The organism is Roseomonas indoligenes (genome assembly GCF_017813365.1).
GTDB lineage: Bacteria > Pseudomonadota > Alphaproteobacteria > Acetobacterales > Acetobacteraceae > Roseomonas > Roseomonas indoligenes.
This window is the reverse complement of the sequence record NZ_JAGIZA010000003.1, coordinates 1-18,599: the sequence shown is the minus strand read 5'-3', so window position 1 is coordinate 18,599 and position 18,599 is coordinate 1. Positions and strand designations below refer to the sequence as shown.

Here is an 18,599-nt window from a genome sequence, read left to right as displayed (position 1 = left end):
CTAGACCCTCATCGGCATGAGCACGGCGATGCCGCGCGGGAAATCGATGCGCATCGGGGCGGAGCCGTCCTCGATGCTGGCGGTGAAGCCCTCGGGCAGGATCTTCGCGAGGGCAGCGAGGTATCGGCACTGGAACCCAATCTCGCGGTCCCGGCCCTCCCAGCTCGCCACATCCTCCGGCAGGTCCACCTGCGCGCTGCCGAAGTCAGGACTTGCGGCGGTGATGACGATCGACCCCTTCATTCCGCTGAACTTCACCGGGCGGGAGCGCTCGGTGCTGATGGCGGCCGCGGTCTCCACCGCCTCGCGGAAGGCGCGAGGCTGATGGATGATCATCTTCCCGGTGGCGACGGCCTCTCGTGGGATCACTCGCCGGTAGTCGGGAAAGGTGCCGTCGATCAGCTTCGTCTCGATCGTCAGCGTGCCCACCCGGAACACCATCCGGGTGTCCGAAGCCTCCACCTGCACGTCGCCGGTGGCGCGGGCCTCCAGCGCCGCGCGCAGGCGGGTGACGGCCTTCCGGGGCACGATGATGCCCGGCAGGGTCTCCGCACCCTGTGGCAGCGGCTCGTCCACCTTCATGAGGCGGTGGCCATCGGTCGCCACCGCGGTGAGCCAGGGGCCGCCCGCGTCCAGGTTCCGCTCCAGGAAGATCCCGTTGAGGTAGTAGCGGGTCTCCTCCGTCGAGATCGCGTGCGCCGGCAGCGTCACCAGCCGCCGCAGCGAGGCGACCGGGATGGCGAACTTGGCGGTCATTTTCGCCTCGACCATCCGCGGCCAGTCCGCGGCCGGGAGGGCGATCAGGCGGGCCCGCAGGCCGGGCGCCTTCACCAGCAGCGCGCCGAGGTCCGGCTCCGGCTCCAGGTCCACCTCCACGGCCTCCGGCAGCCGGGCCAGGAGGGCGGCGAGGGTCAGCGCCGGGGCCGTCACCTGGGCGAGGTCACCGACCCCCGGGGCGGTGGCGGTGATGCACATCTCCATGTCCGTGCCGCGCACCGTCAGCGTGCCGCGCTCGGAGCGCAGCAGCAGGTTGGCGAGGATGGGGATGGTGTTCCGCCGCTCGGTCACAGCCGCCGCGGCGCGCACGGCGGCGCGGAGGTGGCCGGCGAGTACCCGGGCGCCGCGCGGTGGCGGGCTGGAGGCATGCACCTCCCCCGGCGCCATGCCCTCGGCATGGATCGACCCATCAGGCATGCGCCTGGGCTCCTTCGGTGATGGTGGAGGCGATGGCGGGGGCGAAGAGGATCGCCTCCCCGCGGAGGACGTTCTCGCGGGGCGTCACCGGCTCGACGTGGCCGGGATTGCAGCAGCGGCGCCACCGGCAGAGGTGATCCAGGATCAGGCCGGTGGGGATCGCGCCCACCAACTCCTCGTAGACGGCGCGGTGGGCCACCGGCTCCGCGCCGCCATGCCAGGCGCGCCCGTAGCCGTTCCGGTTGGTCCGGCCTGTCCACATCCAGCAGGGCGAGCCCAGCCGCGGGTGCACCTCCTCGCAGACGAGGATCCGCCGGCGCAGGTTGTCCGGCAGCGCGTCCGTGCCGAGCGCCGTCATGCCGGGGCAGGCGAGGGGGATGAGGGCGGCGATCTTCACCGGCCCTTCTCCCGCAGCACCAGGCCGTGGGCGGCGAGGCGGTTCAGGAACAGCGCCACCGCGCCCTGCTGATCGGCGTAGGGCAGGACGCCGCCGCGTATCTTGGCGAAGTCGGACAGCGCGGCGCCGAACTGCATGCGCCCCTGGTCGGAAAGCGGCTGGGTGGCACCCACCGTCTCCGCGATCGCGGCGAGCGTGGCGGCAGGGTCACGGCCCGGGCGCGTGGCGGCCATGGCGATGGACTCCAGAGTCTCAATGGGGGAGGGGACCGGCTCTCTGCGCACGGCCGCGGCAAGGGCGAAGCCGATCCAGAAGGTGGCCGATAGGCCAGCGATGAGCGCCGCGCCGCGGGGCCAGGGCCAGGGCCCGCACATCACGCGGCGTCTCGCACGGCGGCCGGACGGGCGGGGCGGTGCAGCTCGAGGCGCCAGAAGCTGCCGCGCTCCTCGAAGATCGGGGCGGCACCGGCGGAGGCCCGGGCGACATCCTCGGCGGTCAGGCTGCGGCGCCAATCGCGCGCACTGCCGAAGGCGATCGAGCCCTGCTCGCGCCCGCTGATGGCGGTGGCGCGGAGTGTGGGCCCATGAGGTTGGGATGTAGGCTGAGGAAGCATGCCCGGCTCCGTAGTTGCCTGCTCAGTTATGCTGAGCAACGGCAGGAGCGCAAGCAGAAAGTTAAGCGACGCTGAGCAGACTTTCGGCTCAGGCCGGGTCTAGTCTGGAAAGGGAAAAGACCATGGACCTAGAAAACCCTTGGCGTTCTCTTTTCGTTCCTCCCACAATGCAAGGAACAGGGCCGAGTCTCGGGGGTGGTTTTGGCAGAAGGGGAGCTAGCGAGGACGGGTAAGCTAGTTGCGTTCCCGCGCAGGCTCCGGCTCGTTCACATCACGCTCACTGACGGGCCCGGCGTTCTTCAGCATCCGACGAAAGAGCGTCCGCTCCGGGGGCGTAAGCCGCCGGTAGTCCGTGAGCAACGCGAGCTCTTCGGGGTCCTGGACAACATGGCCGTGGTACGGAGCGCCAGGCGCGAAGAACGATTGAGCCGAGATGCCGAACACGTTGCAGAGGTCGATAAGGTTGGCCGGGCTGGGCTTCGTGGACCCGAGTTCCCATTGAGCGACCGCGCTGGGTGAGACGCCGAGGGTCTTGGCCAGCAGCCGCTGGGTCCAACCCTTCTTTGTCCTTTCTGTCCTAACGAAGTCGCTCAGTTCCATCCTGTGAAGGTGCCAGGATGGATGCTCAGTCACACTGAACAATCCTCTTGAGATGGTTTGCTCAGTTGCGCTAAGCATGGGCCATGTCCGGCATGACCCTCCTGAGATCGAAACGCGGCCTCATGGCGAGGGTCGCCTCGCGCCTCGGCCTGAGCAGGGCCGCCGTCGCCATGTGGCGAGAGGTGCCGAGCAAGCACCTGCAGGCAGTGGCGGACGAGACCGGCATACCTGCCGCGGATCTTCGTCCGGACCTGGCTGCCGCGTTCGGCGCTGCCGCGAAGGAGCCGGCCTGATGTCGGCACCCGCTCAGTCCTACCAGGCCCCACTTCGGGCTTACCTTCGCTCGGCAGTGAAGGCCGAGTGGCCCCAGCACCTTCGTCTGCATCGTCTCCCGGTGGAGGACGTCGCGCGGAACGCCGCGATCCTGGACGCCTGGGCCAGCGAGATGCAGCCCACCGCCGGCGAGATCGCCGCCAGCATGTCCGTCACGCGCAACGCCGTCCTCGCCGTAGTGCGTCGCGCCCGCCTGCGTGGCGATGCGCGCGCCGTGCGCCGTCTGCCGCGTCCCGCCGTCCGGTCCGCAGCCATGGAGCCCGCGTAGATGAGCCACGCCAGCTTCACGCCCGCCGGGCGCCTCGAGGGCGGCCAGCGCGCGCTGCTCCGCAATGCTCCGGCCATGCCCGCCCTGGCCCGCACAGTCGCCGGCGCCACCGCCGCGCGGGTCTGCCAGTGGATCGATGGCGACCCGAAGCGCGACGCCCGGAAGTGCGGCGCGCCGGCGGTGCCCGCCTGCTCCTGGTGCGAGGCGCATCGCCGCCGGGCCTTCACCACGGACATGCGCGCCGAGCAGCAGGAGGACGCCTGAATGACCGCCGCTGAGTACGGCCGTCCCGATCGCTGGCCCGACGCCATGGATCGCCTGATGGAGCAGATCGGCCTGCCTGCGCCCGGCACGGCAATGATGCCGCCGGCCTCCTGTCGCGCCGCCGGCGCGGTGCCTGTCTCGATGGGGTCCCATGCCGAGACCCTGCCCTGCGGCTCCACCCCCGTCATCCGGAACCCTTCCGCATGAGCGACCGCCCGCTCTCCGACCTCGAGAAGAAGCTGAAGCACCTCAGCCGCGGCCTTATCGCGGACGCCGGCGGCGTGGAGGCCTCGGCCTCCTGCCACGGGATCCGCGTGGGGAAGACGCAGTTCGGCGCCTACCAGAACCTGAACCACGACCAGTTCATGCCGCTGGACGTGCTGATTTGCCTGACCGAAGCGACCGGCAACCCGCAGCTGCTGGAGGAGGTCGCACGGCGCTGCGGGTACCGGATTGAGCGTCTCTCCGCCGTGGCGAGCGGCGAGGCAATGCAGCACGTGGCCGCGGTGGCGAAAGAGGCTGCCGAGGTCGTGCAGGCCGCCGCGCTCGGACTGGCTGACGGTCACCTGTGCGCACAGGACAGCGCGCGCCTCGAGGCCGAGATGCTGGACGTGCAGCGGGTCGCGGGCGAGGGGGCTGCGGCCATCCGTGCTGCGCGCCTGGCTGCTGGAACCGCCGCCTGATGGAGCGCATGTCCGCCGCTGATCTGCTTCGCCTTCAGGCGAAGGTCGGGACGGTCTCGCGCATGCAGGCCCGCGGCCGTCTGCCGGCCGGCGAGATGAACAAGACCGAGGCCTCGTACGCCCAGCACCTCGAGCTGCAGCGCATCGCGGGCGAGGTCCTGTGGTGGTCGTTCGAGGGCATCAAGCTGCGTCTGGCGAACGATTGCCACCTCTCGGTGGACTTCGCCGTCCTGCCTGCCTCCGGCGTGCTGGAGATGCGGGACGTGAAGGGTGCGCGGCCAATCATCACCGATGACGCCAAGGTCAAGATGAAGGTGGCGGCGCGCGCCTTCCCCTTCGTCTTCAAGATCGTCCTGCCCCGATCGCAACGCGATGGCGGCGGCTGGGAAGAGGAGACAGTGGCGCCATGAGCCAGGCCCCACCCGACCCCATGACGCCGGCAGAATGCGATCTGCGCGGCTTGCCCTTCATGCCTCTCGACGTGGTGCGTCTCGGCGATAGCGACCTCGTGGCGCTGTCCACGGGGGAGGAGTTCAAAGCTGCTGTCATGCTGTGGTGCAAAGCATGGCTGCAGGTGCCGGCGGCGAGTTTACCTGATGATCCGCGGATCCTCGCCCATCTGTCCGGTGCCGGCACGCGCTGGGCCAAGGTGAGAGAGGTCGCACTACGCGGCTGGGTCAGGTGTAGCGACGGACGCCTCTACCATCCCGTCATCGCCGAAAAGGCGCGTGAGGCGTGGTCCTTCCGGGTTCTCCAGCGGGAACGCAGCAAGCGTGCCAATGAGAAGCGCTGGGGATCGCGTGGGGATGCGGCGACCCATGCCGACGGGATGCCCGGAGCATCCCCGAAGCCTCCCCAGCAGGCTCCTGCGGGGATCGCCGGAGCATCCCCGAACGATCCCCATGGGGATGCCCGGGGCGATCCCAAGGGACAGGGACAGGGACAGGGACAAAGCACCTCACTTCGTTCGGCGAGCCCGGCGCGCGGCACGCGCCTCCCGACGGACTGGCAGCCCGGCGACGCGGATCGCGCTTTCGCCCGAAGCCTCGGCCTCGACCCCGACGCGGTGGCGGAGGAGTTCCGCGACTTCTGGTGCGCCCTGCCGGGCTCCAAGGCCCTGAAGCTCGACTGGTCCGCGACCTTCCACAATCGCTGCCGTGAGGTGGCGGGCCGGCGCCGCGGCGGCGCTCCGATCGGCTCCGGATCCCCGGCGGGTGCCGGCAAGCGCAACCCGCTGGACTGGATGAACCAGCCCGGCGCTTTCGAGGAGGTGGTCAACGCATGAACGATCTCGCGCCCATCCAGTCCGGCGCCCTGTCGATCGCGACGGCCACCACCACCGAGCTGCGCGAGCCGCTCATGAGCCGGGACTTGGCGCTGGATGTGGCCCGGCTCTCCGACACCGACCGAGAGGCCCGTGCCCTCCGGCACTTCGACCCGCGCAGTGTCAGCCCCGCCCAGCGGGAGGAGGCCGAGTGGGCAGCCGAGCAGTTCCGCGCGCTCCTCGCCCCTGTCACCCGGGCGCAGCTCGCCGCCTGGCTGGGCTCCGTGAATGCGGGCTGCCGGAACCCGCAGGACCGGGACGCCTTCACGGTGCGCCTCAACGCCATCGCCCAGGACTGCGGGCACCTGCCGGCCGGGTGCTTCACCACTGAGAGCCGCCGAGCGCTCTATGGGGAGACGCGGTTCTTCCCGGCCGCCGGCGACGTGCTGGCCGTGCTGGAGCCGATCGAGCAGCGGCTCCGGGGAAAGATCGCCGCGCTGGACCGGATCGCTGCGCCGGTGGCGCTGGCGGCCGAGCAGCCCGCCGGCCGAACGCCGCGCTCCCAGGGCGAGATCGACGCGGTGGCGGCAACGCTGACCCAGTGGCGCAAGGACATGGCGGCGCAGCGCCAAGAGCTGGAGGCGGGATCGGAAGGGCGGCCAGTGTCGCCTCGTTATGTCGCGCCGGCCCTGCTCGCCATCGAGTATCGCAAGACGGTGGCGGCGGGTGGCCCGATGGCAGCTGCGGCTGCGCTGCGCCTGCAGGCACTGGAAAAGCGGAACGGCCTGGGGACGCCCGGTCGATGAAGGAGATGTTCGCCCTCCTCCTCTTCATCGTCGCAATGACCGTGGTGTTCGAGCCGGAGAAGGCAGGCCAGTGGTACCGGTCTGTACAGGACGGCTTCGCCCCTTCCTGCTCGGAGCCCCGCCCATGACCACCAAAACGGACCTACCCCGCGAGAGCTACGAGGCCCGCGCGTTCCTCTACCGCGTTCAGCGGGACAGCGTGCGCCGGGAGTACGAACGGCTGGCCGACGCCGCTGTGAACCTGCTGGCGCTGCTGAAGGCTGAAGCCTTTCTCGGCAAGCGCGAGTGGGGCGACGAGATGCGGGCAATGGAAAAGGCGCTCACCGAGCCGCCGGAGGCGCGGGTATGATCATCCTTCGCTACGTCCTGTGGCCCCGGATCAACATCCTCGACTGCGCGGCCATGGGCCTGCTGCTCGGTCTTATGCGTGACGGCGGCAGTTCGCTGTGGTGGTCGCTAGCCGTCCTGCCTTGGTGCTTCCTCAGCGTCCTGGCGGAACGGTCTCTGTTCGGGATGACCCGTCCATGACCCAGAAGGTGTTCGACAGGTACGTCACCGGTATGGGTGACGAGGTCTTCGTCCCAAGAGAGCCGACCGAAATCTGGGAAGCCACGCCAAATCTGCGCTGGAAAGGAGGGGTTCTGGAGCAGGCGTTCGTCGTCCGCATGGGGTGGAGCCAGCAACGGGTGGAGTGGCGCCCGATACCGATCGCTCCGGACGACGAGGCTGAACGGGGATCCGAGGAGACCAAGCGGTGAGCTTCCTTGGATCACACATCGAGATTCAGGAGCCGCGTGCGTCGCGCCGGAGCGGGAAGGCGCGGACGCAGCAGGAGCCAGTGTTCCCGCCCGCCACCGTCGAGCACCGCCGCAAGATCCTGCCTGACCCATTCGAGGAGGAGGCGGACCGGATTGGCCAGTATGGGCGCCTCCAGCGGATGTTCATGATCGCCGGCGGCTATTGGGAGCGGGAGAACGCCATCGCCCGGGCGCAGCGTGCGGCCGCGGCCATGGAGCAGGCGCGCCGCGCTGCTGCCGGCGACTTCCGGCCCGAGGCGGTGGCGGACCGAGGAGCGCAGGGACCGGCCATGCTGGCGCGGCAGCCCAAGGTAGAGGAGAGGCTGGTGGACGTGCTCGATGATCCCGACGCGCCGTGCCTTGAGCGGGTTGCGGTGGTGGTGGTGCCCGACGGAGTGCTGGACCACTACGTCCGGGCGGGCATCCTCAGCGGTCGGAGGCTGGAGGCGATGCAGAAGATGGCCTGGATCTATGCGCACGCTGGCATCGCACCGGGCACCGGCCGGTCGTTCGGAGGCCGCGCCCATGGCGAGATGACCGACACGCAGGCGAGGGCCTGGGCGGACTTCTGCCACGCCTCCGACCATCTATCGCAGGGCGTCCGCCCGGTGGTGGAGGACGTGGCGCGTGACCGATTCCCGGGTGGCCTCAATGCGGTGGAGAAGCTGCGGAACGGCGCGGCCGAGCTGGCCGACTATTGGCGGCTCGACCCTGACAAAAAGCCTTGACGGGCGCGGGCCTAAAACTTACCTATTCTCGCAACACCATTCGTGCGTCCAGCGCCCCGCAGGCAGTTTGCCGAGCGGGGCTTTTCATTTCCGTCGATCTTCGCTTCGAGGTGAAGGTGCAATGCCGAGCCGAAGCGGCCCACTCCGATCGTGACACGGGCAGCCTGCCGGCGCGCCAGTGGCAGGATCGGTGACACCAGCGGCGACCTATTTTTCAGTTGCTCCGGCGCGGTTATTCAGAGGTGGGACCGTATAGTCGAGCCAGCGGCCGACAAACGACAGTCTGCACGTGTAGATTAAAATCCCGAGGGCATCCCTAACGTCTACGATGAACTCGCGCCTGTGCCCGTCCGGGAGAGCCCGGTTCGACATATCGCCCAACCTAGTTTGGGCGCTTAGACGCGCCGCTTCGCGGCTATCGAGCTCGGATCCGTATTCATCTCTGTGGTGCTCCACTCCGTCGAATGCGTCGAAGAAGTACTTCGCCATGCTGGTGGGAGTGTCCCTGGCCTCACGACAATTCGAGCGGCTCGATAGCTTGCGCTTGAGCCATTGCATCAACGTCATCAAATGTGAGTGCAATGATCAAGCCGGTCCTGACCGTGATCGCTGGCGGCCCTGACACGGGGAAGAGCCTGATCGCCGAGGCGCTGGTCGCCTACCGCGGGCAGGTGATGATCGCCCGGGACCATGTGCGGAGCCTGCTGCAGCACCCCGTCGAGGAATGGCTGGTCACGCTGACCACCTTCGCCATGGCCCGCGAGATCCTGCGAGCAGGGGTCAGCGTCTGTGCAGTCGGCTGGAACCTGGAGCCGGATGACCGGACCACGTGGTTCGAGGTGGCGCGAGAGAGCGGCGCCGACTGCCGGTGGGTGCAGGTCGAGGCGGGATAGACCCCCTCACCCCGACGGGGCCCCTGGGGGCCTGCAACGTATACGGGTGGCGAGAGCGCACGCATTCTCTAGGCGCAGGGTCTCTATAGGGGGTTCCGGTTCCGGTTTGGCGGGAATGCCTGTCTTTCCTGGAACAAATGCGCGTTCCAGCGGCTCCGAAGCCGCCGAAAGGGCCATCGGGGGTTCCGGTTCAGGATAATCGCCGTCGGGAGGGGGTTCCGGTTCATGGCCACGGCCCTCGAAGTCGCCGAGCACCTCGACCTGACCGATCGGAGCGTCCGCGAGCTGCAGAAGCGCGGTGTCCTGCCACAGGGCAAGCGCGGCGCCCTGGATCTCGGGGAGTGCCGCCTCGCCTATATCCGCCATCTGCGGGAGCAGGCCGCGGGGCGCGCCGGCACCAAGGACAGCAAGCACTCGCTGGCGACGGAGCGTGCCCGTCTATCCGGGCGCACAGGACGGCCCGCTGGTGGCCAGCGCCTTCGATGACGTGACGGACGCGCAGGCTTTCGCGGTGCGGCTCATGGACCTGCACGGCACGGCGCGGCGGTCCTGGCGGGTGGCGATCCGCCCGGACCAGGCCTGGCGCTTCTGGTCGGTGATGGAGCCTGGCCAGCCTGTCCGGCTGACCTGGCCGGGCATCGCGGCGCTACGCGGTGGGCGGACGCTGATCCTACGGGGCATCTCGGCCCGCGGCGACCGCCTCACGCTGGATCTCTGGGGGTAAGTATGGCGGTGATCGCGTGGCGCAACGCGGCGGAGGTCGCGGGCGTGAGCTTGTCCGCGACCTCGGAAGCCTCTGGCCTGGGCGTGCAGTCGCTCCTGACGCCGACGATCGGCGAGGTGTGGCGCAGCAACACAGGCGGGGCGGTGACCCATGCGGTCGGCATCGACTTCGGCGCGCAGGTTCCGCTGCGCTTCTTCGCGGCGGGGGCGCCCCGGGATGGGGTCCTGCCCGGGACGGGCGCAGCCTGGCGGGTCCGGCTCAGCAATGTGGCCCCCGGAAACAGCGAGATCCTGAACCAGGGCGGGATGTCTCTCGACCTTCGCCGCGGCGTCGTGGGCCTCCTCCTGCCGGCGGCCCTGTCAGCCCGCTACGTTAACATCCTCTTCAGCGGGGTCGCCGGCGATCCCTACCTGCAGCTCGGCCGCATCTGGGCGGGCGATGTGCTCGTGACGACGCGTGCCGTCGGCTACGGCTGGGGGCGAGGCTTCGGGGACGCGGGGACCGTGGAGCGCGCGCCGGCCTCCGGCGTGCTGAACGCCCAGCGCGGCGCGGTCTACCGCAGCCTCAACTTCGATCTGCCGACGCTCACCCCGGCGAACGCTCTAATGCTGGATGAGGTGGCACTGGCCCTCGGCACCACGGGGCAGGGCTTCGTCTCGCCGCTCAACGACGACCTGCGCCACGGGATGTTCGGCCGCTTCACCGCGCCGCCCGCGCCGGCGCAGCCGAACCTCCGCGTCTTCAAGGCGCAGATCACCTTCCAGGAGGACCTCTGAATGGGAACGCCGCTGCGGACCGGTAACCGCGTCCTGGTGACGACGACGACAACCGGCACGGGCACCTACCAGCTATCGGGCAGCGCGGCCGCGGCTACCTTCCGCACCTTGGTGGAAGCAGGCATCGCATCTGGCTCCCGCGTCATGATCGAGGTGGTGGACAGCCTCACGGCGCCAACGATGTACGAGGAAGCGGAGGGCGTCTACACGGCAGGAAGTCCGGCCACGATCACCCGAGCGCAGATCAAGGGCGGGTCCAACGGCACCTCGGCCGTGAACTGGCCGGCGGGTACGCGCTTCATCTACCTGACGGTTCACGCGGACCGCACGCCGATCTTCGAGACGGACGGCAGCCTGGCCGTGGCCGGCGTGATGCGCGTGGGTACGACCCAGGACGCGCCGGGATCGCAGGGTGTCGGCGACCAGACGGGGGCCTCGATGATACCGGGGGGGTCGGGCTTCTTCTCCTCGAAGACGGCCGCGCCACTCAACGTCAACGTGGCCCTCACCGCGGGCGGCAACGCGGCGCTGTTCACCAGCTATGGCGCGCTCGTCGGCACCATCACCACCACGGCCACGGCGACCTCCTACAACACCACCTCCGACCGGCGGCTGAAGGATGAGGACGGTGACGTGGATCCGGCGCTGCTCCTCCAGCTGCGTCCCCGTCGTTTCCGCTGGAAGAGCAACGGCGAGCGGGCCACCGGCTTCTTCGCCCAGGAGGTCTACGCCGTATTCCCTGAGGCCGTCACGCCTGGCGACAGCGACGTGGACGGCCAGGGCGGTCCACAATTCCGCATGTGGGCGATGGATCGCGGAGCACTGATGCCGCTGGTCGTCGCGACGATCCAGGCGCAGGCCAAGACCATTCAGGACCAGGGTAAGGCGATCCTGGAACTGCAGGCCTCGCTGACCGCGCTGACCAAGCGCGTGGCCTCGATCAAGATCCTCTAGCCCTCACCACCCCCATAATCCGGAGGATCAGCATGTCCGACGCCCTCCCGGCGGACGTGGTGACGACGCTGTTTGTCGGCGGCGTCGCGAACCGGCCCATGCGCTTCTGGGCCTATGAGAGCGTGCCGCTGCTGGCCGAGTTCCGCCAGGGCAGCGCCCGCGGGCCGCTGATCGACGTGACCGGTGCCTCCATCGCCCTTCTGCCACCCGATGGTAGCCCGGACATTGCGCCGGCCGACTTCGTGATCCGGACCGGGGTGGGGCGCTACCTCGCCTACATCGCGCCGTCGCTGGTCGGCCCCTGGCAAGCGGTTGTCCGCTGCATCGGCCCGACCGCCTCGGTGGACGTGAAGGGCTTCTTCATCGACGCGCTGCCCGCCGGCACTCCGCCCCGCGCGCAGACCTTCATCACCGACGACAGCGGCCTCTACCTGCGCCTGACGCCGGCCGGCCTCCTCATCGCAGCCTGACGGAGCCAGAATGTCCGAGACGACCCCGCCCGTCGGCTATGCCCGGCTGGAAGACACCGACCTTGGCCAGAACCTGAAGGCGGCCGCCGATGCGACGGAGCAGTCCCGGCAGGACGTGGCCGCCAAGCAGGCCCAGGTGGCCCTGGACGCCGCGACGGCAGAAGCGCAGCGGATCCTCGCCCAACTGGCGACCGCTCTGGCGCAGGCGGCGGCAGCCAGTGCCGAGACGAGCGCGAACGGGGTGGCGGCAGACCCCGCCGGCTACTTCTCGCACGAGTTCTTCGATGACTTCGGCGCCTCGATCGGCGGCATCCGCGCCGACGGCACGGGGGTCGAGTTCGCCGGCTTCACTTCGGCCACCCTGCCGGACGGCACGGTGCGCCTGACCCGCACGGACGGCTCCGGCAGCTTCGTGGACCTGCCCGCGGCCGGTGGGGTGTCCGTGGGCGGGCTGACCCTCAGCACGGACAGCGCGACCGATTACGACCTCGGCATCGAGGACGCCTTCGGGAACGTGCGGGTGATCTCGCCCGCGGCCGACAGCGCCGGCGGCGGGGGCTCGGGGACCGGGTACTTCACCACCGACCGGATCCGCGAGACCGACGCCCGCGCTCTCGGTCGCTCGGCCGTGGTCGCCCGCCAGGTGCACACCACGACGCAGCGCCCGACCGCCGACTACAACCACGGCCTCTGCTACGGCCAGAGCCTCGCCCGGGGCGGGGCGGCCGACTACATCCTCGGTACCACGCCCCTCTACGGCTGCCTGATGATCGGCGAGAGCGTGCGCAGCCCCGGCGGGACCGCGCCCTGGACGCCCGGCGGCACGGCGCAGCTGCAGCCCATGGTGGCCACGGCTCGCATCGGCCAGGCGCCCATCCTAACCGAGGCGCAGGTCAACGCCCTGCCGGCCGATACGGGGGTGGACGGGGACATCCCCGTGGAGGCGATGTGGCGCCAGTTCCGCGCCATGCAGCTCGCCCATTTCGGGCAGCCCGACAGCTGGCGCCGGCCGATCGCCTCGTCCTGCGGCGTGTCCAGCAAGAGCATCGAGGACCTGTCCTACGGCGCCAGCACCGGCTTCTTCAACCGCCTGACCACCTGCGCCACTCTCGGCAAGAGCCTCGCGAACGCCGGCAGCAACGGCTACGCGGCCGGCACCTACTGCGTCTCCGTCGTGCCCTGGATCCAAGGTGAGGCGAACTACTCGGGCGGCACCGCCGACAGCGGCGTGCCGATCGCGACGACCTCGGCCGGCTACAAGGGGCGCGAGTTCCAGCTCTCCGACGACATCGCCACCTATGTCGCGGGGCCTGGACCGCAGGCCGCCATCTCGCAGCCGCTGCCGCCGCTGATCCTGACCTACCAGACCGGCGGCGACTTCGTGAACGACCTCTCCGACCCGGTGGGGATCGGTCAGGCGCAGCTAGCGGCGGCGCTGGAGCGGCCGGACCGGATCATGATGGCGGCGCCCGACTACCCGATGACCGACCTCTACGGCGGGCACCTCGACGCCAACGGCTACCGCTGGCTCGGCTGCCACATGGGCAAGGCGCTGTTCCACGCCCACGTCCTCGGCCGTCCCTGGCTGCCGCTGCACCCGACCTCCATCGAAGTGAGCGGCGACGAGGTGCTGATTGGCTTCCATGTGCCGGCGCCGCCCCTGGTCTTTGACCTGCCCTATGTCGTGAACACCGCGACCGACTACGCCAACAAGGGCTTCGGGGTGCGGGATGACGGCGGCTGGGCCGGGCTCCTGGGGGTGGACATCGTTGGCGACGCCACGGTGCGCCTGAAGGCTTCCCGGCTCCTCGCCGGCAGCGTGTCGGTCAGCTACGGCCGGCGCGTGGACTGCGGCGGGAATGGCTGCCTGCGGGACAGCGACCCGACCGTGGCGGCCGACAGCTACGTGTTCAAGCCCGGCACGCACATGGCGGCCAGCGCCAACATCCCGGCCCTGATCGGCAAGCCGTACCCGCTGCACAACTGGTGCGCGCACTTCTTCATGCCCGCCACCCGCGCCTGAGAGGACACAGCATGGCAACCACCCTGAGGGGCCAGGGCGCGAACTTCGCCCAGGCCCGCGACATCCGGCGCGTGCGCATGCCGGCCAGCCTCGGCGCGCCCACGAGCATCTTCTACCTCGGCGGCACGATGGCGGCCTCGATCCGGAACCTGGCGGCGATCGGGCTCACCTCGGCCTCGCCGGTGGGCTCGCCGGTGCTGGCGGCCAACTACATGACCTTCACCGCCAACAGCGCCTTCCTCGACACGCTGCTGGCCGAGACCGCGGCCGGGACCTGGTGGGCGATCGCGCGGGCGAAGTCGGCCAACGTGAACGCCAATGCCGACAAGCCCGTCCTCCTCGGCAACCTCGGCACCTCGCCCGGGCAGAGCGTCACGGGCAACTTCGGCCTGGACCTCACCACCAACGGGGTGCCCAGCGGCCAGAGCGCGCCGCATGCCAATCTCGACCTGCTGACCTTCAGCAATACCGCCTCGTCTGGCACGCCCGTGCCGTCGGCCGCGCAGCACGCGCAGATCGACGTACCGGACATCCAGGCCTGGCGGCTGGCGGTGGGCGTGCGGAACCCCGGGGTGGAGGCGCGGCTCTACGACAAGACGCTCGGGGCCACGGCGGCCTTCTCGCTGGTGGGCAAGACGACGACGCCGAACACCTCGCGCAGCTTCCTGATCGGCTCCGACTACTCGGGCACGCGGCTCGGGCAATGCGATGTGGCGGCGGTCGGGAGTTTCCCGACACCGTTCAGCCTTGAACAGACGGACACCCTGGCCGCGTTCCTGCGCGCTGCCCTCGGTGCCCGTGGGCTGGGGGGCTTCTGATGCCCAGCAGCCCCAACCTCCGCCCCCTGGGCAACACGGGCGCTAGCGACGCCGCACTGGGCGCCGCCGCGCGAGTGGCGGCCGAGGCCGCGGCCGAGACCACCTCCGGCTGGTTCCGTGACCCCTTCCGCTACCCGCAATGGCTGGAGGCGACCTTCGCCATCACCTGGCTGAGCTGGTCGGTGGCCAACCTGCTCTCGCCCGACGCGCTGACGGAGCGGCCGGGCCTTGCTATTCTCAACGCCCTCGGTGGGTGGCTGTGGCCCTGGGTGGGGTTCCTCCTCTTCCCCTGGCAGATCGGGGCTCTTCGGGCGGGGAGCCTGCGGCAGCGCGCGCTCGTGCAGACGGCGGGCTACGTCATCCTGTTCCACGTCACGCTCTCGGTCGGCGCGATGAGCCTGGATCCGTTCTCGCCCATCATCACCCTGCTGCTCGCGCTCACCACGATCGCGGGCATCCTCTCGTGGAGGTTGTGGCGCCGATATGCCTAGCCTCACCCCGGAGCAGATCGTCGCGATCGGCTCCATGTTCTTCGCCGGCCTGGCCGGCCTGCTCACCGCCTTCGGTGCTCTCCGCTCTCGGCGGGACACCATCAACAGGGAGGACGAGGAGGAGCTGGAGGCGGAGAACCGGCGGCTGCGGCGGCAGCTCGCCCACGCCCGCACCTTCATCAGCGAGGTCGTGCTGGCTGCGGTGGACATTCGTCACGTCGCGGCCGAGCGGCTGATCGTGCTGGGCGACCGCCGGCCGCTGCCGGAGGTGCCGGTGTTCAAGGACATTGACTAGGCCCGGCGCGGCCACAATCGCGCCAGCGGTCGCGCCATCGAGGTCGCTTACCGGAGCTGCAACGCAGCCAGTAGGTCACGTCCCGCAACAAGTTTCCCAGCAGTCTCGCCATCCGCCAATGCGTCCGTGGCCAATGGCTTATCGAATGGGAAGCGGTACTGGTGTGCCATCCGTAAAGGCTGAGTAGAGCCGAAGCTCGGCCGCGCGGTCGGCACTTAGGGTGACGATGGAGAAGCAGTCGGCACTCTCGATATCAACTACTACCCGTCGGACGCCGTCACCTGAATCAATGATCGGCGCGAGGCGAAGAACCCGACCATATCCCGAGGGAAGGTTGATCATCTGGCAAACCCGGGTTGATGCGGCGTCGTATCTACCGGCTGCGCCTTTCAACGCCCTTACACTCCACAAACCCGCGCCCGGCCGGTCAGCCGGGCATCCCTGACAATCTGGAGCATCCCATGTCCGACGCCCTTGCGCCGGCTGCCGATCCCGTCGTGCCTCCTGGCCGGCCGGGCATCGGGCAGCTCATCGTCACCGTCGTCTCGCCCCTGCTGCTCATCCTCATGCTGGTGGCGCTGATCTTCATCCAGATCCCGCCCGAGAACCGGGACATGTTCAACATCGCCCTCGGGGCGGTGATCGGCTGGAACACGGCCGTGGTCGGGTACCACATCGGCTCCAGCGCCGGCTCCGCGGCACGCGCGGCCACCCTGGACCGGGTCATCGGAGGCATCCGGTGACCCCCGCTCGCATCGCAGCCCTGACGGACGGGGTGATCGGCCGCGAGGGCCGCTACTCGAACCACCCCTCCGACAAGGGCGGGGAGACCATGTGGGGCATCACGGTCGCCCGGGCCCGCGCTGCCGGCTACATGGGGCCAATGATCGCCATGCCGCGGCAGACGGCGGTGGACATCTACGCCCTGTTCTACATCCGCCAGCCCGGCTTCGACCTGATCGATGACGTGCTGCCGGATCTCGGCGCCAAGCTGATCGACATCGGCGTGAACATGGGGACCGCTGTTGCTGGCCGGTTCCTGCAGCGCGCGCTGAACCACCTGAACGGCCGGGCCAGCCTCTACAGCGACCTGGTGGTGGACGGGGCCTGTGGTGCCATGACCCGAGCGGCGCTCGCCTCTCTGATCCAGAAGCGCGGGAAGGCGGATGCCAACCGGGTGCTGGTGGCGATGGTCACCGCGCAGCAGTCGGTCCGCTACGTTGAGATCACGGAGGCCAACCCAACCCAGGAGGACTTCGCCTGGGGCTGGCAGCTCAGCAGGGTGGCGGCCCCAAATTGACCAGAGTGCTGAATGTGTTTAACACAACAGCGGCGCGCCCATGCATCCTGGGCGATCATGGTAGTCGGACGACCTCTAATTTGAGGAGTTTTGCGTAACAATCTCGCGGACTTGTTTAAGGAAGGCCGCTGCTTGTCCGCGATCACCCAGTGCATGCTGGATTAGATCATCAAGCTGCGAGCAGAGTTCATTCTCCACCTCGCGATCCGCTATCGAGATACTTGATCGCCCACCGGGCGACGTAACCTTTTCACGAAGGGGCATGGTGAACTCCTTGTCCGTCCATACCTCAACAAGATAGGACTGCAACCCTGACGTGTGTTATGAATTTTTTAACTAAGTTGTAGAAAGCGAGCCGATTTCGCGCGATGGTGATGGCGACGACGCGAAGGCTGGGCCGCCATGGACAGTTTATCCACGCTAAAGACAACAAAGGCGATTGTTGTGCCGACCACCTCGGACGTTGACGAGGAGGCTATCGACCTTGCCCGAGCGGTGAGCGACGCCGTGGCGCGAACCATTGCCTCGATCGCACCCGAAGACCGAGCTCGGGCCCTGTTGAACCTGCGAGCGGATCTGGAACGCTGCTTGGCGAAGGCCCCCGTAACAGGTGATCCCGAGGTTGCTCGCCGGATCCGGGCACGGCTGTCCGCCGCCTTCGCCGACGCGCTCGCCACGGCGGAGGGACGGGACTAACCAGCGAGGCGTCCTCGCCCCAATGGACGGCGCTCATCTGGTGACTGTGGGTGATCCGGGTGCCGGAAGAGGGGTTGTGCGACCACGCCCGTCCGCGACGGCATAAGGGGTTGGTCGTAGACCCGAACCTAAGGGACCAAGGCGCCTTCCCTATATTCGGTCGTCCTCTCTTCAAGCTCGACGTTTCCAGCCTTCCCAGTGCATGGGCTGGGCCTCCAGCCAAACTGCCGCGTCCAACCGCGCACTCCAGGCAGCTAAATGCAGATGAAAAGTCTCTTGCGGGGCTAAGTGCTGGATGAGGGTGCGTCCTACGTCCCGCAGCAGAGCTCGTGGTTGGTCCCCTTGATTGAAGCGCCTGACCAACTCGTCCAGCAACTGGGGTAGCTGGTCCTGTTCCTGTCTCCAGTCCTGTTCCCCGGCGCAAGGGAAGGAAGGGCACATCATCGTCCTCGGCTTAACGTCTCTCTTGCCAATTATGCGAAATTAACTTTCTGGAAAGGGCCAGGACGTAAATTTAGAAAAGCTGACCGTTGTTGGTTTCGCTAGTCCGAACACGGTTGTGAGGCCGCCCGTTTTTCCACGCGGCAATGTCGGTTCCATGCGTGAAAATCCCGAACGGCGAGCTCGTAGGCGAGAGGCGGCACGAGCGCTCCTGCAGTCGGCGAGTGACCTTGCGTCGGAAGGACCAAAGGTCCTGACAGTGATGCGTTGTAGAGGGGCTGAACCAACCCCCTGTCCTATCGAGCGCGCCGCTTATCAGAGGCTCGTAGACGAGCTGGAAGCGGCTTTGGCGCGTCTCGGAAGAAGCTGACCCACCGTCGTCTGTAGCGGCCTTCCGACCTGCAGCACATCAACAACAGAGGTCTGACCGGGCTGGCCAAGCGGCCGGCACGGTCCCAGGCCGTGAGGGCACATCCATGACCACGTACAAGCCCACCAGCCGCAAGCTGGCCGAGGACACCGCTGCGGGCGTCGAGGCGCTCGGCAGCCGCATGGACCGGATCGAGGCGCTGCTGGCCGGCATTGTCCAGCCCGCCACCCCGGCTCCGATCGAGCAGGCGCCCGCGCCGGCTCCAACGCCAAATCCCACGCCGCAGTCCACGCCCGGCGGCGCCATCTGCTCCCTCACGATTGAGGGCCGCCCCGGCGGGCACGCGGCCGGCGCGGTGGTCAGCTTCGGCCACGTCTTCGCGGACGGCGACCTGCCGGCCG

At 68.8% G+C, this 18,599-nt stretch carries 32 protein-coding genes; 26 read left to right on the top strand and 6 right to left on the bottom strand.

The window, feature by feature from the left end; all coding sequences use genetic code 11:
* The 5 genes from dnaN to J5Y10_RS04895 form a co-directional block, all read right to left on the bottom strand.
* Positions 1-1,194, bottom strand: coding sequence for a DNA polymerase III subunit beta (gene dnaN, locus J5Y10_RS04915; protein ID WP_209371357.1), 1,194 nt, complete (start codon positions 1,192-1,194; stop codon positions 1-3).
* Positions 1,187-1,591, bottom strand: coding sequence for an HNH endonuclease signature motif containing protein (locus tag J5Y10_RS04910; RefSeq protein WP_209371356.1), 405 nt, complete (start codon positions 1,589-1,591; stop codon positions 1,187-1,189). Before J5Y10_RS04910 ends, dnaN begins: the two co-directional genes overlap by 8 nt.
* Positions 1,588-1,965, bottom strand: coding sequence for a hypothetical protein (locus tag J5Y10_RS04905; RefSeq protein WP_209371355.1), 378 nt, complete (start codon positions 1,963-1,965; stop codon positions 1,588-1,590). The genes J5Y10_RS04910 and J5Y10_RS04905 overlap by 4 nt, the downstream gene beginning before the upstream one ends.
* Complete coding sequence (locus J5Y10_RS04900) at positions 1,965-2,204, bottom strand: hypothetical protein (protein WP_209371354.1); 240 nt, start codon at positions 2,202-2,204, stop codon at positions 1,965-1,967. Before J5Y10_RS04900 ends, J5Y10_RS04905 begins: the two co-directional genes overlap by 1 nt.
* Before the next feature lie 234 nt (positions 2,205-2,438).
* Entirely contained in the window at positions 2,439-2,804 is a 366-nt protein-coding gene (locus J5Y10_RS04895; RefSeq protein ID WP_209371353.1) for a helix-turn-helix domain-containing protein, read from the bottom strand.
* Positions 2,805-2,887: 83 nt separating this feature from the next.
* Here J5Y10_RS04895 and J5Y10_RS04890 point away from each other — a divergent pair, with 83 nt between their 5' ends.
* From J5Y10_RS04890 to J5Y10_RS04835, 13 genes are all read left to right on the top strand, one after another.
* On the top strand, positions 2,888-3,097 hold the full coding sequence (locus tag J5Y10_RS04890) for a hypothetical protein (protein WP_209371352.1): 210 nt from the start codon (positions 2,888-2,890) through the stop codon (positions 3,095-3,097).
* Positions 3,097-3,405 (top strand): hypothetical protein, encoded by a 309-nt coding sequence (locus tag J5Y10_RS04885; RefSeq protein ID WP_209371351.1) that lies wholly within the window; start codon positions 3,097-3,099, stop codon positions 3,403-3,405. Before J5Y10_RS04890 ends, J5Y10_RS04885 begins: the two co-directional genes overlap by 1 nt.
* Positions 3,406-3,669, top strand: coding sequence for a hypothetical protein (locus tag J5Y10_RS04880; RefSeq protein WP_209371345.1), 264 nt, complete (start codon positions 3,406-3,408; stop codon positions 3,667-3,669).
* Positions 3,670-3,876 carry a hypothetical protein gene (locus J5Y10_RS04875; RefSeq protein ID WP_209371339.1) on the top strand — a complete coding sequence of 69 codons (207 nt, stop codon included), beginning with the start codon at positions 3,670-3,672 and terminating at the stop codon, positions 3,874-3,876.
* Entirely contained in the window at positions 3,873-4,352 is a 480-nt protein-coding gene (locus J5Y10_RS04870; protein ID WP_209371338.1) for a phage regulatory CII family protein, read from the top strand. The genes J5Y10_RS04875 and J5Y10_RS04870 overlap by 4 nt, the downstream gene beginning before the upstream one ends.
* The gene (locus tag J5Y10_RS04865; RefSeq protein ID WP_209371337.1) at positions 4,352-4,762 is read left to right on the top strand and encodes a hypothetical protein; all 411 of its coding nucleotides are present in this window, start codon (positions 4,352-4,354) and stop codon (positions 4,760-4,762) included. Before J5Y10_RS04870 ends, J5Y10_RS04865 begins: the two co-directional genes overlap by 1 nt.
* The gene (locus J5Y10_RS04860; protein WP_209371336.1) at positions 4,759-5,637 is read left to right on the top strand and encodes a DUF1376 domain-containing protein; all 879 of its coding nucleotides are present in this window, start codon (positions 4,759-4,761) and stop codon (positions 5,635-5,637) included. Before J5Y10_RS04865 ends, J5Y10_RS04860 begins: the two co-directional genes overlap by 4 nt.
* Positions 5,634-6,422 carry a hypothetical protein gene (locus tag J5Y10_RS04855; protein ID WP_209371335.1) on the top strand — a complete coding sequence of 263 codons (789 nt, stop codon included), beginning with the start codon at positions 5,634-5,636 and terminating at the stop codon, positions 6,420-6,422. Before J5Y10_RS04860 ends, J5Y10_RS04855 begins: the two co-directional genes overlap by 4 nt.
* Entirely contained in the window at positions 6,419-6,550 is a 132-nt protein-coding gene (locus tag J5Y10_RS28345) for a hypothetical protein (RefSeq protein ID WP_280854881.1), read from the top strand. The genes J5Y10_RS04855 and J5Y10_RS28345 overlap by 4 nt, the downstream gene beginning before the upstream one ends.
* The gene (locus J5Y10_RS04850) at positions 6,547-6,771 is read left to right on the top strand and encodes a hypothetical protein (RefSeq protein WP_209371334.1); all 225 of its coding nucleotides are present in this window, start codon (positions 6,547-6,549) and stop codon (positions 6,769-6,771) included. Before J5Y10_RS28345 ends, J5Y10_RS04850 begins: the two co-directional genes overlap by 4 nt.
* Positions 6,768-6,950 (top strand): hypothetical protein, encoded by a 183-nt coding sequence (locus tag J5Y10_RS04845; RefSeq protein ID WP_209371333.1) that lies wholly within the window; start codon positions 6,768-6,770, stop codon positions 6,948-6,950. The genes J5Y10_RS04850 and J5Y10_RS04845 overlap by 4 nt, the downstream gene beginning before the upstream one ends.
* Positions 6,947-7,180, top strand: coding sequence for a hypothetical protein (locus J5Y10_RS04840; RefSeq protein ID WP_209371331.1), 234 nt, complete (start codon positions 6,947-6,949; stop codon positions 7,178-7,180). The genes J5Y10_RS04845 and J5Y10_RS04840 overlap by 4 nt, the downstream gene beginning before the upstream one ends.
* Before the next feature lie 80 nt (positions 7,181-7,260).
* Complete coding sequence (locus J5Y10_RS04835; RefSeq protein WP_209371329.1) at positions 7,261-7,947, top strand: hypothetical protein; 687 nt, start codon at positions 7,261-7,263, stop codon at positions 7,945-7,947.
* 207 nt (positions 7,948-8,154) lie between these two features.
* On the opposite strand, the gene J5Y10_RS28860 is transcribed toward J5Y10_RS04835, so the two are convergent.
* Positions 8,155-8,436: a DUF6894 family protein gene (locus J5Y10_RS28860; protein ID WP_408901572.1), complete on the bottom strand. Its 282-nt coding sequence runs from the start codon at positions 8,434-8,436 to the stop codon at positions 8,155-8,157.
* Between the two features lie 92 nt (positions 8,437-8,528).
* On the opposite strand from J5Y10_RS28860, the gene J5Y10_RS04830 reads away from it, so the two are divergent.
* From J5Y10_RS04830 to J5Y10_RS04770, 13 genes are all read left to right on the top strand, one after another.
* On the top strand, positions 8,529-8,840 hold the full coding sequence (locus J5Y10_RS04830; RefSeq protein WP_209371326.1) for an AAA family ATPase: 312 nt from the start codon (positions 8,529-8,531) through the stop codon (positions 8,838-8,840).
* A 225-nt stretch (positions 8,841-9,065) separates the two neighbouring features.
* A complete protein-coding gene (locus J5Y10_RS04825) occupies positions 9,066-9,326 on the top strand; it encodes a hypothetical protein (protein WP_209371318.1) in 261 nt (86 codons plus the stop codon).
* Entirely contained in the window at positions 9,307-9,564 is a 258-nt protein-coding gene (locus tag J5Y10_RS04820; protein WP_209371316.1) for a hypothetical protein, read from the top strand. The genes J5Y10_RS04825 and J5Y10_RS04820 overlap by 20 nt, the downstream gene beginning before the upstream one ends.
* Before the next feature lie 2 nt (positions 9,565-9,566).
* A complete protein-coding gene (locus J5Y10_RS04815; protein WP_209371314.1) occupies positions 9,567-10,340 on the top strand; it encodes a hypothetical protein in 774 nt (257 codons plus the stop codon).
* Complete coding sequence (locus tag J5Y10_RS04810) at positions 10,341-11,294, top strand: tail fiber domain-containing protein (RefSeq protein ID WP_209371312.1); 954 nt, start codon at positions 10,341-10,343, stop codon at positions 11,292-11,294.
* 32 nt (positions 11,295-11,326) lie between these two features.
* Positions 11,327-11,764: a hypothetical protein gene (locus J5Y10_RS04805; protein WP_209371310.1), complete on the top strand. Its 438-nt coding sequence runs from the start codon at positions 11,327-11,329 to the stop codon at positions 11,762-11,764.
* Between the two features lie 10 nt (positions 11,765-11,774).
* Complete coding sequence (locus tag J5Y10_RS04800) at positions 11,775-13,787, top strand: hypothetical protein (protein ID WP_209371308.1); 2,013 nt, start codon at positions 11,775-11,777, stop codon at positions 13,785-13,787.
* A gap of 11 nt (positions 13,788-13,798) precedes the next feature.
* Positions 13,799-14,605 carry a hypothetical protein gene (locus tag J5Y10_RS04795; RefSeq protein WP_209371306.1) on the top strand — a complete coding sequence of 269 codons (807 nt, stop codon included), beginning with the start codon at positions 13,799-13,801 and terminating at the stop codon, positions 14,603-14,605.
* Positions 14,605-15,096, top strand: a complete 492-nt coding sequence (locus tag J5Y10_RS04790; RefSeq protein WP_209371303.1) for a hypothetical protein — start codon at positions 14,605-14,607, stop codon at positions 15,094-15,096. Before J5Y10_RS04795 ends, J5Y10_RS04790 begins: the two co-directional genes overlap by 1 nt.
* Entirely contained in the window at positions 15,089-15,391 is a 303-nt protein-coding gene (locus J5Y10_RS04785; protein WP_209371301.1) for a hypothetical protein, read from the top strand. Before J5Y10_RS04790 ends, J5Y10_RS04785 begins: the two co-directional genes overlap by 8 nt.
* A gap of 461 nt (positions 15,392-15,852) precedes the next feature.
* On the top strand, positions 15,853-16,134 hold the full coding sequence (locus J5Y10_RS04780) for a hypothetical protein (RefSeq protein WP_209371299.1): 282 nt from the start codon (positions 15,853-15,855) through the stop codon (positions 16,132-16,134).
* A complete protein-coding gene (locus tag J5Y10_RS04775) occupies positions 16,131-16,691 on the top strand; it encodes a glycoside hydrolase family 108 protein (protein WP_209371297.1) in 561 nt (186 codons plus the stop codon). Before J5Y10_RS04780 ends, J5Y10_RS04775 begins: the two co-directional genes overlap by 4 nt.
* A gap of 1,613 nt (positions 16,692-18,304) precedes the next feature.
* Positions 18,305-18,599: hypothetical protein (locus J5Y10_RS04770; protein WP_209371295.1), on the top strand; the 295-nt coding region annotated here is incomplete at its 3' end.

What these genes read in the sequence shown, in the direction of transcription:
- J5Y10_RS04805 (WP_209371310.1), top strand. Translation starts at nt 11,327, where the DNA reads ATGTCCGACGCCCTCCCGGCGGACGTGGTGACGACGCTGTTTGTCGGC.
- J5Y10_RS04900 (WP_209371354.1), bottom strand. Translation starts at nt 2,204, where the DNA reads ATGCTTCCTCAGCCTACATCCCAACCTCATGGGCCCACACTCCGCGCC.
- J5Y10_RS04850 (WP_209371334.1), top strand. Translation starts at nt 6,547, where the DNA reads ATGACCACCAAAACGGACCTACCCCGCGAGAGCTACGAGGCCCGCGCG.
- J5Y10_RS04825 (WP_209371318.1), top strand. Translation starts at nt 9,066, where the DNA reads ATGGCCACGGCCCTCGAAGTCGCCGAGCACCTCGACCTGACCGATCGG.
- J5Y10_RS04840 (WP_209371331.1), top strand. Translation starts at nt 6,947, where the DNA reads ATGACCCAGAAGGTGTTCGACAGGTACGTCACCGGTATGGGTGACGAG.
- J5Y10_RS04905 (WP_209371355.1), bottom strand. Translation starts at nt 1,965, where the DNA reads ATGTGCGGGCCCTGGCCCTGGCCCCGCGGCGCGGCGCTCATCGCTGGC.
- J5Y10_RS04780 (WP_209371299.1), top strand. Translation starts at nt 15,853, where the DNA reads ATGTCCGACGCCCTTGCGCCGGCTGCCGATCCCGTCGTGCCTCCTGGC.
- J5Y10_RS04815 (WP_209371314.1), top strand. Translation starts at nt 9,567, where the DNA reads ATGGCGGTGATCGCGTGGCGCAACGCGGCGGAGGTCGCGGGCGTGAGC.
- dnaN (WP_209371357.1), bottom strand. Translation starts at nt 1,194, where the DNA reads ATGCCTGATGGGTCGATCCATGCCGAGGGCATGGCGCCGGGGGAGGTG.
- J5Y10_RS04855 (WP_209371335.1), top strand. Translation starts at nt 5,634, where the DNA reads ATGAACGATCTCGCGCCCATCCAGTCCGGCGCCCTGTCGATCGCGACG.
- J5Y10_RS04885 (WP_209371351.1), top strand. Translation starts at nt 3,097, where the DNA reads ATGTCGGCACCCGCTCAGTCCTACCAGGCCCCACTTCGGGCTTACCTT.
- J5Y10_RS04790 (WP_209371303.1), top strand. Translation starts at nt 14,605, where the DNA reads ATGCCCAGCAGCCCCAACCTCCGCCCCCTGGGCAACACGGGCGCTAGC.
- J5Y10_RS04860 (WP_209371336.1), top strand. Translation starts at nt 4,759, where the DNA reads ATGAGCCAGGCCCCACCCGACCCCATGACGCCGGCAGAATGCGATCTG.
- J5Y10_RS04890 (WP_209371352.1), top strand. Translation starts at nt 2,888, where the DNA reads ATGTCCGGCATGACCCTCCTGAGATCGAAACGCGGCCTCATGGCGAGG.
- J5Y10_RS04795 (WP_209371306.1), top strand. Translation starts at nt 13,799, where the DNA reads ATGGCAACCACCCTGAGGGGCCAGGGCGCGAACTTCGCCCAGGCCCGC.
- J5Y10_RS04845 (WP_209371333.1), top strand. Translation starts at nt 6,768, where the DNA reads ATGATCATCCTTCGCTACGTCCTGTGGCCCCGGATCAACATCCTCGAC.
- J5Y10_RS04785 (WP_209371301.1), top strand. Translation starts at nt 15,089, where the DNA reads ATGCCTAGCCTCACCCCGGAGCAGATCGTCGCGATCGGCTCCATGTTC.
- J5Y10_RS04800 (WP_209371308.1), top strand. Translation starts at nt 11,775, where the DNA reads ATGTCCGAGACGACCCCGCCCGTCGGCTATGCCCGGCTGGAAGACACC.
- J5Y10_RS04870 (WP_209371338.1), top strand. Translation starts at nt 3,873, where the DNA reads ATGAGCGACCGCCCGCTCTCCGACCTCGAGAAGAAGCTGAAGCACCTC.
- J5Y10_RS04895 (WP_209371353.1), bottom strand. Translation starts at nt 2,804, where the DNA reads ATGGAACTGAGCGACTTCGTTAGGACAGAAAGGACAAAGAAGGGTTGG.
- J5Y10_RS04865 (WP_209371337.1), top strand. Translation starts at nt 4,352, where the DNA reads ATGGAGCGCATGTCCGCCGCTGATCTGCTTCGCCTTCAGGCGAAGGTC.
- J5Y10_RS04880 (WP_209371345.1), top strand. Translation starts at nt 3,406, where the DNA reads ATGAGCCACGCCAGCTTCACGCCCGCCGGGCGCCTCGAGGGCGGCCAG.
- J5Y10_RS28860 (WP_408901572.1), bottom strand. Translation starts at nt 8,436, where the DNA reads ATGGCGAAGTACTTCTTCGACGCATTCGACGGAGTGGAGCACCACAGA.
- J5Y10_RS04810 (WP_209371312.1), top strand. Translation starts at nt 10,341, where the DNA reads ATGGGAACGCCGCTGCGGACCGGTAACCGCGTCCTGGTGACGACGACG.
- J5Y10_RS04875 (WP_209371339.1), top strand. Translation starts at nt 3,670, where the DNA reads ATGACCGCCGCTGAGTACGGCCGTCCCGATCGCTGGCCCGACGCCATG.
- J5Y10_RS28345 (WP_280854881.1), top strand. Translation starts at nt 6,419, where the DNA reads ATGAAGGAGATGTTCGCCCTCCTCCTCTTCATCGTCGCAATGACCGTG.
- J5Y10_RS04830 (WP_209371326.1), top strand. Translation starts at nt 8,529, where the DNA reads ATGATCAAGCCGGTCCTGACCGTGATCGCTGGCGGCCCTGACACGGGG.